The sequence below is a fragment of the Bosea sp. F3-2 genome (genome assembly GCF_008253865.1).
Classification (GTDB): domain Bacteria; phylum Pseudomonadota; class Alphaproteobacteria; order Rhizobiales; family Beijerinckiaceae; genus Allobosea.
Genome location: NZ_CP042331.1, coordinates 4571670 through 4586417, shown reverse-complemented (window position 1 = coordinate 4586417; position 14748 = coordinate 4571670). Strand labels below are relative to the sequence as shown.

Annotated in this window: 14 protein-coding genes; 9 read left to right on the top strand and 5 right to left on the bottom strand. The window is 65.6% G+C overall.

Annotated elements, in window-relative coordinates; all coding sequences use genetic code 11:
- Positions 1 to 185: 185 nt before the first annotated feature.
- A complete protein-coding gene (locus FQV39_RS21150) occupies positions 186 to 1802 on the top strand; it encodes an OpgD/OpgG family glucan biosynthesis protein (RefSeq protein ID WP_149132083.1) in 1617 nt (538 codons plus the stop codon).
- Between the two features lie 10 nt (positions 1803 to 1812).
- On the top strand, positions 1813 to 2085 hold the full coding sequence (locus FQV39_RS21145) for a GNAT family N-acetyltransferase (RefSeq protein WP_149132082.1): 273 nt from the start codon (positions 1813 to 1815) through the stop codon (positions 2083 to 2085).
- Between the two features lie 24 nt (positions 2086 to 2109).
- On the opposite strand, the gene FQV39_RS21140 is transcribed toward FQV39_RS21145, so the two are convergent.
- Positions 2110 to 2577, bottom strand: a complete 468-nt coding sequence (locus tag FQV39_RS21140) for a Fur family transcriptional regulator (protein WP_149132081.1) — start codon at positions 2575 to 2577, stop codon at positions 2110 to 2112.
- A 127-nt stretch (positions 2578 to 2704) separates the two neighbouring features.
- Here FQV39_RS21140 and FQV39_RS21135 point away from each other — a divergent pair, with 127 nt between their 5' ends.
- From FQV39_RS21135 to FQV39_RS21120, 4 genes are read left to right on the top strand one after another with little or no spacing between them, the layout of a single operon-like run.
- Entirely contained in the window at positions 2705 to 3619 is a 915-nt protein-coding gene (locus FQV39_RS21135; protein ID WP_149132080.1) for a metal ABC transporter substrate-binding protein, read from the top strand.
- Positions 3616 to 4527 (top strand): manganese/iron ABC transporter ATP-binding protein, encoded by a 912-nt coding sequence (locus tag FQV39_RS21130; protein ID WP_282570090.1) that lies wholly within the window; start codon positions 3616 to 3618, stop codon positions 4525 to 4527. Before FQV39_RS21135 ends, FQV39_RS21130 begins: the two co-directional genes overlap by 4 nt.
- A complete protein-coding gene (locus FQV39_RS21125) occupies positions 4524 to 5387 on the top strand; it encodes a metal ABC transporter permease (protein ID WP_149132079.1) in 864 nt (287 codons plus the stop codon). Before FQV39_RS21130 ends, FQV39_RS21125 begins: the two co-directional genes overlap by 4 nt.
- A complete protein-coding gene (locus tag FQV39_RS21120) occupies positions 5384 to 6238 on the top strand; it encodes a metal ABC transporter permease (protein ID WP_149132078.1) in 855 nt (284 codons plus the stop codon). The genes FQV39_RS21125 and FQV39_RS21120 overlap by 4 nt, the downstream gene beginning before the upstream one ends.
- Before the next feature lie 4 nt (positions 6239 to 6242).
- On the opposite strand, the gene FQV39_RS21115 is transcribed toward FQV39_RS21120, so the two are convergent.
- The gene (locus FQV39_RS21115) at positions 6243 to 7247 is read right to left on the bottom strand and encodes an LLM class flavin-dependent oxidoreductase (RefSeq protein WP_149132077.1); all 1005 of its coding nucleotides are present in this window, start codon (positions 7245 to 7247) and stop codon (positions 6243 to 6245) included.
- A gap of 292 nt (positions 7248 to 7539) precedes the next feature.
- On the opposite strand from FQV39_RS21115, the gene FQV39_RS21110 reads away from it, so the two are divergent.
- Complete coding sequence (locus tag FQV39_RS21110; protein WP_149132076.1) at positions 7540 to 7725, top strand: hypothetical protein; 186 nt, start codon at positions 7540 to 7542, stop codon at positions 7723 to 7725.
- A gap of 172 nt (positions 7726 to 7897) precedes the next feature.
- On the opposite strand, the gene serA is transcribed toward FQV39_RS21110, so the two are convergent.
- The 3 genes from serA to FQV39_RS21095 all read right to left on the bottom strand — a co-directional run bounded on the left by serA (position 7898) and on the right by FQV39_RS21095 (position 10688).
- Positions 7898 to 9157 carry a phosphoglycerate dehydrogenase gene (gene serA, locus FQV39_RS21105; RefSeq protein ID WP_149132075.1) on the bottom strand — a complete coding sequence of 420 codons (1260 nt, stop codon included), beginning with the start codon at positions 9155 to 9157 and terminating at the stop codon, positions 7898 to 7900.
- Between the two features lie 96 nt (positions 9158 to 9253).
- The gene (locus tag FQV39_RS21100; RefSeq protein WP_248313097.1) at positions 9254 to 9685 is read right to left on the bottom strand and encodes an NfeD family protein; all 432 of its coding nucleotides are present in this window, start codon (positions 9683 to 9685) and stop codon (positions 9254 to 9256) included.
- A gap of 22 nt (positions 9686 to 9707) precedes the next feature.
- Positions 9708 to 10688, bottom strand: a complete 981-nt coding sequence (locus FQV39_RS21095; RefSeq protein ID WP_149132073.1) for an SPFH domain-containing protein — start codon at positions 10686 to 10688, stop codon at positions 9708 to 9710.
- 923 nt (positions 10689 to 11611) lie between these two features.
- Here FQV39_RS21095 and FQV39_RS21090 point away from each other — a divergent pair.
- Positions 11612 to 13387, top strand: a complete 1776-nt coding sequence (locus tag FQV39_RS21090; RefSeq protein WP_248313096.1) for an adenylate/guanylate cyclase domain-containing protein — start codon at positions 11612 to 11614, stop codon at positions 13385 to 13387.
- A gap of 298 nt (positions 13388 to 13685) precedes the next feature.
- Complete coding sequence (locus tag FQV39_RS21085) at positions 13686 to 14741, top strand: acyltransferase family protein (RefSeq protein WP_149132071.1); 1056 nt, start codon at positions 13686 to 13688, stop codon at positions 14739 to 14741.
- The last annotated feature ends 7 nt before the right edge of the window (positions 14742 to 14748 follow it).

The window sequence follows — 14748 nt, the reverse complement described above, 5'->3', positions numbered from 1 at the left end:
CATCTGGATGCGTTCACCTTGCCTTTGGGGCGCGAGCGGCTGGCCGCATCCGGCCGGCCGCGAAGGTTGCGATATCTTCATCTCCTGTCAATGACGGATGCCCTAGACCGGCCCTATTTGATGGCCTTAAGTCTCAACTGCCGCCTCATTTCGCGAAGCCGACGCGACGGGAACACGGACCACGCATGACCACGACAGACCGCCGCCGGGTTCTGGGCGGACTCTCCGCCGCGCTCTGCCTCTCGGCAGCGCCTTCCGTCCTTCTGGCGCAGCAGCCGCGGCCACAGACCCCGCCGCAAGGCCAGCCGCAGACGCCGCCTCAGAACGCGGCGCCGCAGCCGCGCTTCAGCTTCGAGGACGTGCAGCGCCGGGCGCGCGAGATCGCCGCCGTCGCCTATGAGCCGAGCGCGAGCCTGCCCGAGGCGCTGGCGAAGCTCGACTACGATTCCTGGCGTGACATCCGCTTCCGCCCCGAGCGGGCGCTGCTGGCGCAGAACGGCTCGCCCTTCCGCATGCAGATGTTCCATCCGGGCTTCCTGTTCACCCGGCCGGTCACAGTGAACGTCGTCCGCGACGGCGTGCCGACCCCTGTGCCCTATGCCGCCAACCTGTTTGATTACGGCAAGGTCAAATTCGACAAGCCGCTGCCGGTCAATCTCGGCTTCGCCGGCTTCCGGCTGCACTTTCCTCTCAACGACCCCCGCGTCTTCGACGAGCTGATCTCCTTCATCGGCGCGAGCTATTTCCGCGTGCTCGGCCGCGGCCAGCGCTACGGCCTCTCGGCGCGCGGGCTCTCGATCGGGGCTGGTACCGCGAGCGAGGAATTCCCTGTCTTCCGCGAATTCTGGATCGAGCAGCCCGCGGCCGATGCCGAGCGCGTCATTATCCACACGCTGCTCGACTCTCCCTCGGTGACCGGCGCCTTCCGCTTCACCCTCTATCCCGACCACGACACGGTGGTCGATGTCGCGGCGACGCTCTATCCGCGGGTCCCCATCGAGAAGCTCGGGCTCGCGCCGCTGACCTCGATGTTCTTCACGGGAGAGAACGACCGCCGCTCCTTCGACGACTTCCGCAGCGAACTGCACGATTCAGACGGGCTGATGATCCATTCCGCCAGCGGTGAATGGATCTGGCGCCCGCTGCGCAATCCGCGGCAGCAGGCCGTCTCCTCCTTCGTCGAGCGCAACGTCCGCGGCTTCGGCCTGATGCAGCGCGACCGCACCTTCGAGCATTATCAGGACCTCGACCTGGCCTACGAGCTGCGCCCGTCCTATTGGATCGAGCCGCAAGGCGACTGGGGCGAGGGCGTCGTCGAGCTGATCGAGATGCCGACGACAGATGAGACCAACGACAACATCGTTGCGCTTTGGTCGCCGAAGACACCGCTCGAACCCGGCCGTGAATTCTCCTTCGCCTACAAGCTCACCGCCATGCTCGATTCCAGCGATCTGCATCCGGGCGGGCGGGTGATCAATACCTACCAGGCCAAGCCCAAGGCACTGGGCTCGGGCGAGCCGGTGACGGAGGGTGCGCGCCGCTTCATCGTCGACTTTGCCGGCGGCGACCTCGATTATCACGTCAAGCAGCCGGAAAAGGTCGAGATCGTGCCCTCGATCGCCTATGGCCGGATCGACCGCGCCTTCATCGTGCCGAACCGGAAGACCGAGGGCTTCCGCGCCTTCATCGACGTCGTGGTCGAACCTGGCCAGCTCGCCGAGATGCGCGCTTTCCTCAAGAGCGGCGGCAAGACACTGACCGAAACCTGGAGCTACCCCTGGCGTTCAGAAGCGCAAGGGTGAGGAGTCGACCATGAACGTCGTCGAGAATCCCGAACAGAACCGTTTCGAACTGGCGCTCGACGGCGGCACCGCAATCGTCGCCTACAGGCCTGATGGCAATCGGGTGGTGCTGATCCATACCGAGGTGCCGGAGGAATTCGCTGGGCAGGGCGTCGGGTCGCGGCTGGCGAAGGGCGTCTTCGAGCTGATCCGGGCGAGCGGACGCAAGGCCGTGGTCCGCTGCGAATTCCTCAAGGGCTGGATCGCGAAGCATCGCGAATACGACGACATCATCGACGGCTGAGGCCTCGGCCCAAGCCGTAGCGCTTCAGCTCTGCTTGCGGCTCTTGCGCACCGCTGGCGTCTTGGCCGGCTGCTTCTTGCGACCATAAAGCTCCAACCGATGCCGGACGAGCTCATAGCCGAGCTCGGCGGCGATGCGCCGTTGCAGTTCCTCGATCGCATCCGAGGAGAATTCGATCACCGCGCCGGAATCGATGTCGATCAGATGGTCGTGGTGTTGTTGATGGGCGTGCTCGTAGCGCGAGACGCCGTCTTCGAAGGCGTGGCGTTCGATCGCCCCTCGTGACTCCAGCACCTTCATCGTACGGTAGACGGTCGAGAGCGACAGCGTCGGATCGTGCACGAAGGCACGGGTGAAGATGCCCTTCGCGTCGGGATGGTCGTCCGCTTCCGCCAGCACACGCAGGATCAGCCGCCGCTGCTGCGTCATCCGCAGCCCGGCCCCCTTGAGCTGGCTCTCGAAAACGGCAATGCGCCGGTCAGTTTCGGTCATGACTAGGCAATAGCAATGCTGAGAGGCATTTGCAAAAGGCAGTTATCGCTAATAGGTCGCATCAGCGTTGACAGTTGCAATTAGTTTGCAATAGCGTCTGATTGCATCCGCAACAGCGAGGGTCAGCATGCAGCGTCGAGTATTTCTGGGATGGGTCGCCGCCGCGCTTGCCCTAGCCGTTTCGTTTCCAGCCGGAGGAGCCCTTGCGCAGACAGCACCCGCCAAGCCGCTGCGCGTGGTCACGACCTTCACGGTGATTCAGGACATCGCCCAGAACGTCGCGGGCACGGCGGCGATTGTCGAGTCCATTACCAAGCCCGGCGCCGAGATCCATGACTACCAGCCGACCCCGCTCGACGTGGTGAAGGCCCAGTCCGCCGATCTCGTGCTCTGGAACGGCCTCAATCTCGAGCGCTGGTTTGAGCGCTTCTTCGACAACGTCAAGAACGTGCCGAGCGCCGTCGTCACCGACGGCATCGAGCCGATGGGGATCAAGGACGGCCCTTATCTGGACAAGCCCAATCCGCATGCCTGGATGTCGACGGCCAATGCGCTGATCTATGTCGAGAATATCCGCAAGGCGCTGAGCGTCGCCGACCCGACCCAGGCCGCGACCTATGCCGCCAACGCCAAGGCCTATGCCGACTCCATCCGCGCGATGGATGCGCCGTTGCGCGCCCGCCTCGAAAAGGTGCCGGCGGAGAAGCGCTGGCTCGTCTCCAGCGAGGGCGCCTTCAGCTATCTCATCCGCGACTATGGCTGGCGCGAAGCCTATCTCTGGCCGATCAATGCCGACGAGCAGGGCACGCCGCAGCAGGTGCGCAAGCTGATCGACCTGGTACGCAAGAACCGCATCCCCGCCGTCTTCAGCGAGAGCACCATCTCCGACCGGGCGGCGAAGCAGGTCGCCCGCGAGACCGGCGCGAAATACGGCGGCGTGCTCTATGTCGACTCGCTCTCGGCCGCAAACGGCGCGGTGCCGAACTATCTCAAGCTGATGGAGGTCACGGTGGACACCATCGCCAAAGGCTTCGGCCAGTGACGACGCGCCCCGCCGCCGCGCAGCGCATCTCGCCCTCGATCACCGTCGAGGGCGTAACCGTACGTTACAACAACGGCGTCACCGCCGTTGACAACGCCTCCTTCAATCTCGGCGCAGGCACGATCTGCGCGTTGGTCGGCATCAATGGCTCGGGCAAGTCGACCCTGTTCAAGTCGCTGATGGGGTTCGTCCGCCCGGCGGCGGGCCGCATCGCCATCGCCGGGCTGGAGGTGCGCCAGGCGCTGAAGCGCGGCCTCGTCGCCTATGTCCCGCAGGCCGAGGAGGTCGACTGGAACTTCCCCGTCTTAGTCGACGATGTCGTGATGATGGGCCGCTACGGCCATATGAGCCTGCTGCGCATCCCCCGGCAGGCCGACCGGGAGGCGGTCGATGAGGCGCTGGCCCGCGTCAACATGCTCCCCTTCCGGCGGCGGCAGATCGGCGAGTTGTCAGGCGGCCAGCGCAAGCGCGTCTTCCTGGCCCGGGCGCTCGCTCAGGGCGGGCAGGTGATCCTGCTCGACGAGCCCTTCACCGGCGTCGACGTGAAAACCGAGGACCAGATCGTCGCGCTGATGCGCGAATTGCGCGCCGAAGGACGGCTGATGCTGGTCTCGACCCATAATCTCGGCTCGATCCCGGAATTCTGCGATCAAGTCGTGATCATCAATCGCACCGTCCTCGCCGCCGGACCGACCGCGACCACCTTCACACCGGCTCATCTCCAGCGCGCCTTCGGCGGGGCGCTGCGCCATGTCCAGCTCGGCGGCGCCGCGCTCCACGCCGATGCCGATACGCGCCAAGTCACCGTCATCACCGACGACGAGCGCCCTCTGGTGCTCTACGGCGAGGGCGAGGCCACGGAGCTCCCGACCGAGGACAAGCTGCGCGAGCGGAGCAGCGGGCGATGATCGACCTGCTGCTCGAGCCCTTCGGCTACGAATACATGCTGCGCGCCATCTGGGTCTCCGCGCTGGTCGGCGGCGTCTGCGCCTTCCTCTCCTGCTATCTGATGCTCAAGGGCTGGTCGCTGATGGGCGATGCCCTGGCGCACGCCATCGTGCCCGGCGTCGCCCTCGCCTATCTCCTCAAGCTGCCCTATGCCGCCGGCGCCTTCCTCTCCGGCCTGCTGGCGGCGGTGGCGATGGCACTGGTGAGGGTGCGGACGCAACTGCGCGAGGACGTCGTCATCGGCATCGTCTTCACCACCTTCTTCGCCGTCGGCCTGCTGGTCGTCTCGATCAACCCGACCTCGGTAAACGTCCAGTCGATCGTGCTCGGCAATATCCTCGGCATCGCGCCGGAAGACGTGGTCCAGGTCGCGATCATCGCCGGCGTGTCGCTGCTCGTCCTGCTGGCACGCTGGAAGGACCTGATGCTCGTCTTCTTCGACGAGAACCAGGCGCGTGTCGTCGGGCTCGACCCGACGCGGTTGAAGATCCTGTTCTTCGTGCTGCTCAGCGCCTGCACCGTCGCGGCGCTGCAGACGGTTGGCGCCTGCCTCGTCATCGCCATGGTGGTGACGCCCGGCGCCACCGCCTATCTGCTGACCGACCGCTTCGGCCGGCTCATCGTCCTGGCCGTGACGATGGGCGTCACAACCAGCGCCATCGGCGCCTATCTCAGCTATTTCCTCGACGGCTCGACCGGCGGGCTGATCGTCGTCTTCCAGACACTGCTGTTCCTGCTCGCCTTCGTCTTCGCGCCCAAGCATGGCCGCCTCGCCGCGAGGCGGGCCGCGCGCCGGTCACTGCCAGAGGCCACGCCATGAGCCTCGTCGAAACCTGGCTGCTGGCGCCGCTGGCGCATGAGTTCATGCAGCGCGCCCTCATCGTCGCCCTGCTGGTCGGCGGCGTCTGCGCCATTCTGTCCTGCTTCCTCGTACTCAAGGGCTGGTCGCTGATGGGCGATGCGGTCTCGCATGCCGTGCTGCCGGGCATCGTGCTGGCCCATGTCGCCAGCCTGCCGCTCGCTGTCGGCGCTTTCGCCGCCGGGCTGAGCTGCGCGCTCGGCATCGGCTATCTCAAGCAGAACAGCCGGGTAAAGGAGGATACGGTGATGGGCATCGTCTTCTCCGGCATGTTCGCGCTCGGCCTCGTTCTCTTCGTCAAGGTCGACAGCGACCAGCACCTCCTGCACATCCTGTTCGGCGACATGCTCGGTGTGCGCTGGTCGGACATCGCCGAGACGGCCGCGATCGCAGTCCCGACCATCGCGATCCTGCTGGCGAAGCGCCGCGACCTGCTGCTGCAGGCCTTCGACCCCGGCCATGCCCGCGCCATCGGCCTGCCGGTCGGCCTGCTGCATTTCAGCCTGCTGTCCCTGCTGGCGCTGACCATCGTCGTCGCGCTCAAGGCGGTCGGCATCATCCTCGTCGTGGCGATGCTGATCGCGCCCGGCGCCATCGGCTTCCTGACGACGCGGCGCTTCGACCGCATGCTCGCCATCGCCGTCGCCGCCGCGCTTATATCGAGCCTGGCCGGGACAATTCTGAGCTACCACATCGACGCCGCAAGCGGTCCCTGCATCGTTGTCGTCCAGGCGATCCTCTTCGCTGCGGCCCTGGTCTTCAACCTCCGGCGCGCGGCACGGCGTGCGCGGAGTGCGGTGCAGCCGGCATGAGCCGTCAGGAGGCGCGACTCCGCGCCAGTTCCTCCGCAATTCCGGCCACCAACTCGAAGGAGCGCTTGCGCTTCTCATGCTCGAAGATCGGCGCGGTGATCATGATCTCATCGGCGCCGGTCTCACGGATGAAGGCACCGAGCGAGCGCTTCAGCGTCTCCGGCGAGCCGATGAAGGCATAGCGCAGCATCTGCGAGACGTGCGCTTTCTCTGCCGGTGACCAGTACTGCTCGATATCGTCGATCGGCGGCTGCAGCTTGCCGCGTGCTCCACGGACCATGCCGACGAAGCGCTGCTGCAGCGAGGTCGCGAGATAGTGCGCCTCCTCATCGGTCTCCGCGGCGACGACGTTGATGCCCGGCATCGCATAGGGCGCCGCGAGCTGCTCCGACGGCTTGAAGCGCTCGCGATAGACGGCGAGCGCCTGCAGCAGCGCATCCGGCGCGAAATGCGAGGCGAAGCTGTAGGGCAGGCCGAGCTCTGCCGCGAGCTGCGCGCCGAACAGGCTCGATCCCAAGATCCAGAGCGGAACGTTAAGCCCTTCCCCCGGCACGGCGCGGATCGCCTGGTTGGGGCCGGCCGGCGCGAACAGCGCCTGCAACTCCAGCACGTCCTGCGGGAAGCTGTCGGAGGACATCGGGCTGCGGCGCAACGCCCTGAGCGTGAGCTGGTCGGTGCCGGGCGCGCGGCCGAGCCCGAGGTCGATGCGGCCGGGGAAGAGCGCTTCCAGCGTGCCGAACTGCTCGGCGATGACCAGCGGGGCGTGGTTCGGCAGCATGATGCCGCCGGCGCCGATCCGCATCGTGCTCGTCGCCGCCGCGAGTTGACCAATCACGACCGAGGTCGCCGCGCTGGCGATGCCGACCATATTGTGATGCTCCGCCACCCAGTAGCGGGTGTAGCCGAGTTTCTCGGCATGGCGCGCCAGATCGATCGACTTGAGCAGCGCCTGGCGTGGCCCCTCCCCTTCGACGACGGGAACGAGATCGAGGACGGAGATCGCGACCATGGCGGCCCTGCTGGCTGGTGCCGGACGAAGGGCCGGCGGGAAGACGTAGCTTCACCAGATGGGAAGGCTGGGTGCTCCGATCCAGAGGCTGGCCCGCTTCGTCATGGCGCGCCTGCGCTGGCGTTCTAGATCGCCGCGCGTCCTATCGGACGCGAAGTGGCGATCTATCTCTTTGTTTGAGCATCGGATTTCTCCGAAAAGTGGATTCCACTTTTCGGTCCGATGCTCTGGCGGAACGGCCCTTGCCCTGCCGCGTTGATCTGCAAAAGCCATCCACGCCGAAGGAGCGACCATGACCAGGACTGCCAATCCGGCCAGGGAAAGCCTGCGCAAGGAGCAGAAGGAACAGCGCAAGGCCGAGCGCGAGCACGGCAAGGACGCCGACCTCAACCGGGCGCTGAAGGACACCTTCCCTGCCAGCGATCCTGTCGCGATGGAAACGCCGACCAAGACGGGCGGCAAGAACAAGAGGGCCTGAGAGCCCTCTCTGTTTGGAACTCCAGCCCTCATCCTGAGGAGCCATTTCGCCAGAAATGGCGTCTCGAAGGATGCTCCCGATGGTTCCGGAACCTCATCGACCATCCTTCGAGACGCCGCTTCGCGGCTCCTCAGGATGACGGCTTGAGTTCCCAAACAGCCTCTAAGCCCGCTCAGTCGCGCTGGTAGAGCAGGCGAGCGCGAATCGTGCCGTCGAGGGCGCGGATTTCGCGGAGGATGTCGCGCGCCTCGGCGCTCGAGACCTTGTCGGCTTCGATGACCACATAACCGACCTCGCCGTCGGTATGGTAGTTCTGCGCCGCGATGTTGACCTGCCGGTTCGCGAAGACGTCGTTGAGGCGCCGCAGCATGCCCGGCACATTGCGCTGGACGTGGATGAAGCGTGTGCCCACGGCGCGCGCCGGAATCTGCACCTGCGGAAAGTTCACCGCGCCGACTGTCGAGCCGACATCGGAATAGTCGACAAGCTTGCGCGCGACCTCCGCGCCGATGCGCTCCTGCGCCTCCTCGGTGGAGCCGCCGATATGCGGCGTCAGGATGACGTTGGCGCAGCCCTGCAGCGGCGAGACGAAGCGCTCCGCGTTGGAGGCGGGTTCGACCGGAAAGACATCGACCGCCGCACCCGCGAGATGGCCGTTCTTCAGCGCCGCCGCGACGGCGTCGAGATCGACAACGGTGCCGCGCGAATTGTTGATGAGATAGGCGCCCTTCTTCATCTTGGCGATCTGGGCGGCGCCGATCATGCCCGCGGTCTGCGGCGTCTCCGGCACATGCAGCGAGACGATGTCGGCGGCGCCGAGCAGGGCGTTCAGGCTCTTCGTCGGCTCGGTGTTGCCGTGGCGCAGCCGGTCGGTGTGATCGTGATAGATCACGCGCATGCCCATCGCCTCGGCCAGCGTCGAGAGCTGGCTGCCGATATTGCCGTAGCCGACGATGCCGAGCGTCTTGCCGCGCACCTCGAAGGAGCCGTTGGCCGACTTGTCCCAGCCGCCGTCATGGGCCGAGCGCGAGCGGTCCGGAATGCGCCGGAGCAGCATCACGATCTCGCCGATGGTGAGTTCCGCGACGCTGCGCGTGTTGGAGAACGGCGCGTTGAAGACCGGCACGCCCTGGTGGCGTGCCGCCTCGAGATCGACCTGGTTGGTGCCGACCGAGAAGCAGCCGACGGCGAAGAGCCGGTCGGCGGCGGCAAATATCTCCGGGGTCAGATGCGTGCGCGAGCGGATGCCGAGCACATGCACGCCGTGGATCGCCTTGAGCAGCGCCTCGCGGTCCAGCGCCTTGGGCAGCCGCTCCAGATTGGAGTAGCCGGCCTGCTGCAAGAGCTCGACGGCGGAATCGTTGATACCCTCCAGCAGCAGGACCTTGATGCGGTCCTTTGGAAGGGAAAGGCGTTCGCTGAGGCTGGTCATGGTGGCTGCGCTCTTGGAGGAGCGGTTGCTATAGTCCTCATGGCGCGCGAGGGAAACGCTTTCAGTGCAGCTCCGCCGCGAAAACGCGTCGCGGTGTCACGCCTTCTCGACCACCAGCGTCGCGCCCTCGACCCGCACCACCTTGATCTCCGTGCCAGCAAGCAGCTCCGGCCCGATCACACGCCAGGAGGAATCGCCGACACGGATGCGGCCCTCGCCGCCGTTCATCGTCGCCTCGAGCCGGAATACCTTGCCGATCAGCTGGCGGCCACGGTCGTTGAGGCCGGTCGCGGCGTCTGGCTCCTCGCTCCGGCGGCGGGTCAGCAGACGCCCGATAATGACGCAGACGACGGCGAGAACGGCGAAGACCAGCATCGCCGCCTGCCAACCCACCCCGATGAGGCCGACGATCGCGCCGGTGACGAGTGCGGCGAGGCCGAGCCAGATCAGGAAGACGCCGGGCGCCAGCATCTCGCCGCCGATCAGCAGCAGGCCGAGGATCGCCCAGAGCCAGCCGCTATGATTCATCAGCCATTCCGGCATGGCCGCCTCAGACGCTCGTCCGGCCCGAGGCCGGCACCGAACTCGAACCGCGGCGCTGCGCTACCGCCTCTTCCCCGAAAACGGCCTTGGTGAGCTGGGCGATGCCGCCGACCGTGCCGGCCAGCGACGCGGCCTCGATCGGCACGATCACCACCTTGCTGTTATGGCTGCTGGCGATCGCCTTCAGCGCATCGGTGTAGCGCTCCGCGATCAGGAAGTTGGCGGCCTGGATGTCGCCGCGGCTGATCGCCTCCGAGACCATGGCGGTGGCGTTGGCCTCGGCCTGGGCCAGCCTTTCGCGGGCCTCGGCGTCGCGCAGCGCTGCTTCCTTGCGGCCCTCGGCGGCAAGGATCTGCGCCTGCTTCTGGCCCTCTGCCTTGAGGATTTCGGCCTGCCTCTGTCCCTCGGCTTCGAGCACGGCGGCGCGCTTCTCGCGCTCGGCCTTCATCTGGCGGTTCATCGCGCCGGCAATATCGGCCGGCGGCAGGATGTCGCGGATCTCGATGCGCGTGACCTTGACGCCCCAGGGCGAGGCGGCGGCGTCCATCACGCGCAGCAGCCGCTCGTTGATCTCGTCGCGATGGGAGAGCAGCTGGTCGAGATCCATCGAGCCGACCACGGTGCGGATATTGGTCATGGTCAGGACCATCAGCGCATCGCTGAGCGAGGCGACCTCGTAGCAGGCCTTGGCCGCGTCGAGCACCTGAAAGAAGGCGGCGGCGTCGATGCGCACGCCGGCATTGTCCTTGGTGATCGCCTCCTGCGAGGGAATGTCGAGCACCTGCTCCATGACGTTCACCTTGTGCCCGATACGGTCGATCCAGGGCCAGATCAGGCCAAGTCCCGCACCCAAGGTGCGCGAATAGCGGCCGAAACGCTCGACGGTGTAGTTGTAGCCCTGCGGAACGGTGCGGACGCCGAGCGCGATCGCCAGCACGATCACGATCACGAGGCCGATGACGACGACGTTGAACCCGGACAGATCCATCCCACCCCCTCGCGGCGCCCGAGCGGCGCCGGCCCAGTCTCCGACGGCGCACAAACTGGCGGTTGCAGCGAGCGGATGCAAGCATGGGTGGCGTCGCCGGGCATGCGCGCGCCTCGCGGAAGGTTTGGCGCGGGGACCGCAGTCCGGCGTCTTGCTCGCCCTTGTGGCGAGCATCCAAGTCTTGCGCACGTCGATCGGCTATCCGCTTCCCGCGTCATGCTCCCGCTTGACCCAAGCATCTCCGGACAAGGACGTTCCGGAGCCTCCTCCGGCCTGAGATTCTCGGGTCTCCCTGCGGTCGCCCGAGAATGACGCAGGCGTCTTCCCCCACCCGCGCTTCCGCGCGGGCGTTCGTCATGAGGGGCAGCGGAGCGCCGCGAGGCGCGGGGGTATCGGGCCGCTTCCGTTGAGCCAGGATGCGGCGCGGAAGGATTGAGCCACCTTCCGCACGCCCCGTGGCGCTCCGCTCATCGACGTTCTTGTCTAGACTCCGGGCCGCGCTTCTATGGTTCTCCGGTTCCGGTCCCACTCACCTCGACGCCAGTTCGGTTCTTCACCTTGTCGCGTCTCGGATCACAAGACCTTTCCCTTCGAGCCTCCTAGCGATGCTCCTCGCGCAGGGGCCGTAGTACCCCCAGGGCGGTGCCCCGAAGCCTCCCGAGTCTGGCTTGTAAGACCAGCCGCAGGCGCCGAACCTCCTCCCGCCACTGGCATACCTCCGGATGGCCGCCCCTCGGGGATAAGGCGGGCCGAGCATAGGCATGGCTTGAACGGGCGGGGATAAGTTTTCTGCCGAGCGCCAGCGTTATGCTCGCACATTGAGGAGGCTGCTTGGATCCCGCCTCGGACATTGGCCCCTAGCCCAACGGCAACGCCCTATGCTTTTATATGTTCGACGGATCTACCGATCTCGGGAGGCCGTTTTGACCGACAATCGCGTTGAACGGCGGCTTGCAGCTATCCTTGCGGCTGATGTGGCTGGATATAGTCGCCTGACCGGCTTGGACGAGGAAGGGACACACGCCCGGCTGATGGAGCGTCTGCGTGGACTCGCTGATCCCAAGATCAGCGAACACTGTGGCAAGGTCGTCAAGCACACGGGCGACGGCGTGCTTGCTGAGTTCGGCAGTGTTGTGGATGCGGTGCGCTGCGCCATTGAGGTCCAGCGCGGTATGGCTCAGCAAAATGCCACGGTGCCACAGATCAAGCGGATCGAATTTCGCATCGGCATCCACGTCGGTGACATCATAGTCGATGGAAACGATATCTTTGGAGATAGCGTCAATATCGCCGCCCGCCTTGAAGGGATTGCGGAGCCCGGCGGGGTCTGCATCTCGGACGACGCGCAACGTCAAATCCGCGGCAAGGTCGATACTGCGTTCGAGGACATGGGCTCGCAGAACCTGAAAAACATTGCTGAGCCGATGCGCGCGTGGCGGTTGAGGATAAATGCGGGCGGTTCCGCGGCCGCGCCGATAGAGCCGCCGGTCGAAAGCACGCGAACTCTGGCGCTTCCCGACAAGCCGTCGATCGCCGTGCTGCCGTTCGAGAACATGAGCGGCGACCCCGAGCAGGAATACTTCGCGGACGGAATGGTCGAGGAGATCATCACGGCGCTGTCCCGCTTCAAATCGCTGTTCGTGATCGCGCGAAATTCAAGTTTCACCTTCAAGGGCCGAGCCGTCGATATCAAGGAGGTCGGGCGCAGGCTTGGCGTCCGTTATGTCCTTGAGGGATCTGTGCGCCAGGCGGCGGGGAAAGTTCGCATCACCGGGCAGTTGATCGATGCGGTTACTGGAGCGCACATCTGGGCAGACAGATTCGAGCGCGACCTGACGGACATATTTGCACTCCAAGACGAGGTGACCGTCGCCGTTGTCTCGGCCATTCAACCAAAATTGCTTCAAATAGAAATTGGCCTGTCGGCACGGCGACCGGAGAACCTCACCGCCTATGATTTCTATCTCCGGGCTATGCAGCAGCAGTACCTAATGACCCGCGAAGGGTTGGCCGAGACGATCAGGCTGGCACATCGTGCTCTGGAGCTTGACCCTCGGTTCGGCTTTGTCGCTGCTCTGGCAGCTCTCTCTCACATGCAGAACGTCCTTTGGGGGCATGCTATCGATCCTCAATTCGACCGCAAGGAAGCGGTTCGGCTTCTTCGCTTGGCATTGAGCATCGATGATGATGACGCGGAAACGTTAGCATGGGTTTGCCTGACCTCGGCGTACATGGTCGGCGATAGTGAAAGTGAGATCGAAATAGCTGACCGGGCGGTCGCGCTTAACCCAAATTCATTTCGCGCATGGACCGCCAGAGGCAGTGTCTACAGAATTGCGGGGCTTCCGGAGGAAGCGGTCCGGAGCTTTGAACGCGCCATCCGCTTGAGCCCGGTAGACCCGCGGCTGCCCATAACGTTTGTTGGGATGGGGATGGCCTTTATTGAGCTTCGCCGCTTTGACGAGGCCATCGTCGCGGGGAATAAAAGCCGACGTCAGAACCCCTCCTATTCGCTGGCATATCGCTGTCTCGCATCCGCTTTGGCTCATCTCGGACGCGACGCTGAGGCGCGTGAGGCGGCGGCGCTCCTGCGACAGCTCGATCCCGCCTTTACAATATCTGCGATGATCGCCCGGGGCGGGTGCCCAAACGCGAAGCTGTTGATCGAAGGTCTTCGGAAGGCGGGATTGCCCGAATGAATTGTGCTCGCGGGCACCCACGAGGTGATCGAATAGAGCCCCATTTTTGCTGCGGTGCATGAGTCCGCAACCTGCCCACTGCAGACTTCCGAGGTCGTCTCCAGCGCTCACCCGTTCTTCGACCCCGCATCGACGCGTCGAGGTCGCCAGCCGCGCAAAGCGTGGATGCTCGGTACAAGCCCGGGCACCACGCCTCCCTCCCTTGCGGAAAGCTTAACGGCATCCGATCCTATCCGGCAGCGATCCTAACCCCCCGCTAAGCCGGCCGTGCGAGGTTCCGGTTGGAGGAACCGGCATCATGGCTGAAACGACTGCATTGCCCCAGCGCCCCGCCGGCGGCCGCATCGGCTGGGTCGATACGGGCAAGGGCATCTGCATCATCCTGGTCGTGCTGATGCATGTCGCCGGCGGGCTCGAAGCCGCCATCGGCCAGGAGAGCTGGATCGACCCGATGATCGCCTGGGCGAAGCAGTTCCGCATGCCCGGCCTGTTCCTGCTCTCGGGGCTGTTCGTGACGCGCCTCGTCGGCCTCAGCTGGGGCGCCTTCCTCGACCGCAAGATCGTGCCGCTCGCCTATTTTTACCTGCTCTGGTTCGCCATCAACGCGCTGATGCGCTTCCCGCCCTGGGGCGAGGCCGGCCTTTCCGGCTTCGTGCAGAATTATGCGCTCGGCCTCGTCGATCCCTTCGGCGTGCTCTGGTTCATTTATCTGCTCACCGTCTTCTTCGTCGTTGCCAAGGCGGTGTGGCGCTGGCGCCATGCGGCGCTGATCGTCTCTGCGCTGCTGGCGCTCGCGCCGCTGAGCACCGGCTGGATGGTGCCTGACCAGTTCACCGCCTATTTCGTCTTCTTCCTCGCCGGCGCCGTGTTCTCGGCCGAGATCCGCGCCGCCGCCGAGCGGGCCGCGGCCAACCGGAACAAGACGCTCCTGCTCTGGGGCGGCTGGTTCGCGCTCAGCGTGCTCGCAACGCCCTTCCTCGGCCATGACGTCCAGACCGCGGCGCCGGGCGTGCATCTGCTGCTCGGCATCGCCGGCGTCGCCGGCATCCTGCTGAGCTCGGTGCTGCTGGCCGGCCGCCTGCCCTGGCTCGATTATTGCGGACGCAACTCCCTGCCGATCTATCTCGCCTTCTTCCTGCCGATGGTGATCGGGCGGATCGTCCTGCTGCGCTTGGGGTTTCCGCTCGATCCCGGCGTCGCCGCCCTGCTGCTGACCGCGATCTCCGTCGCCGTTCCGCTGCTGCTGCACCGGCTGGTCAAGGGTACGCCCCTCGCCTTCCTCTTCGCGCGGCCGGCCTGGCTCAGCCTGCGGCCGCGCGCGGTCGGGCAGCAGGAGGTCGGCTCGTCGCTCTGAGGGGCGC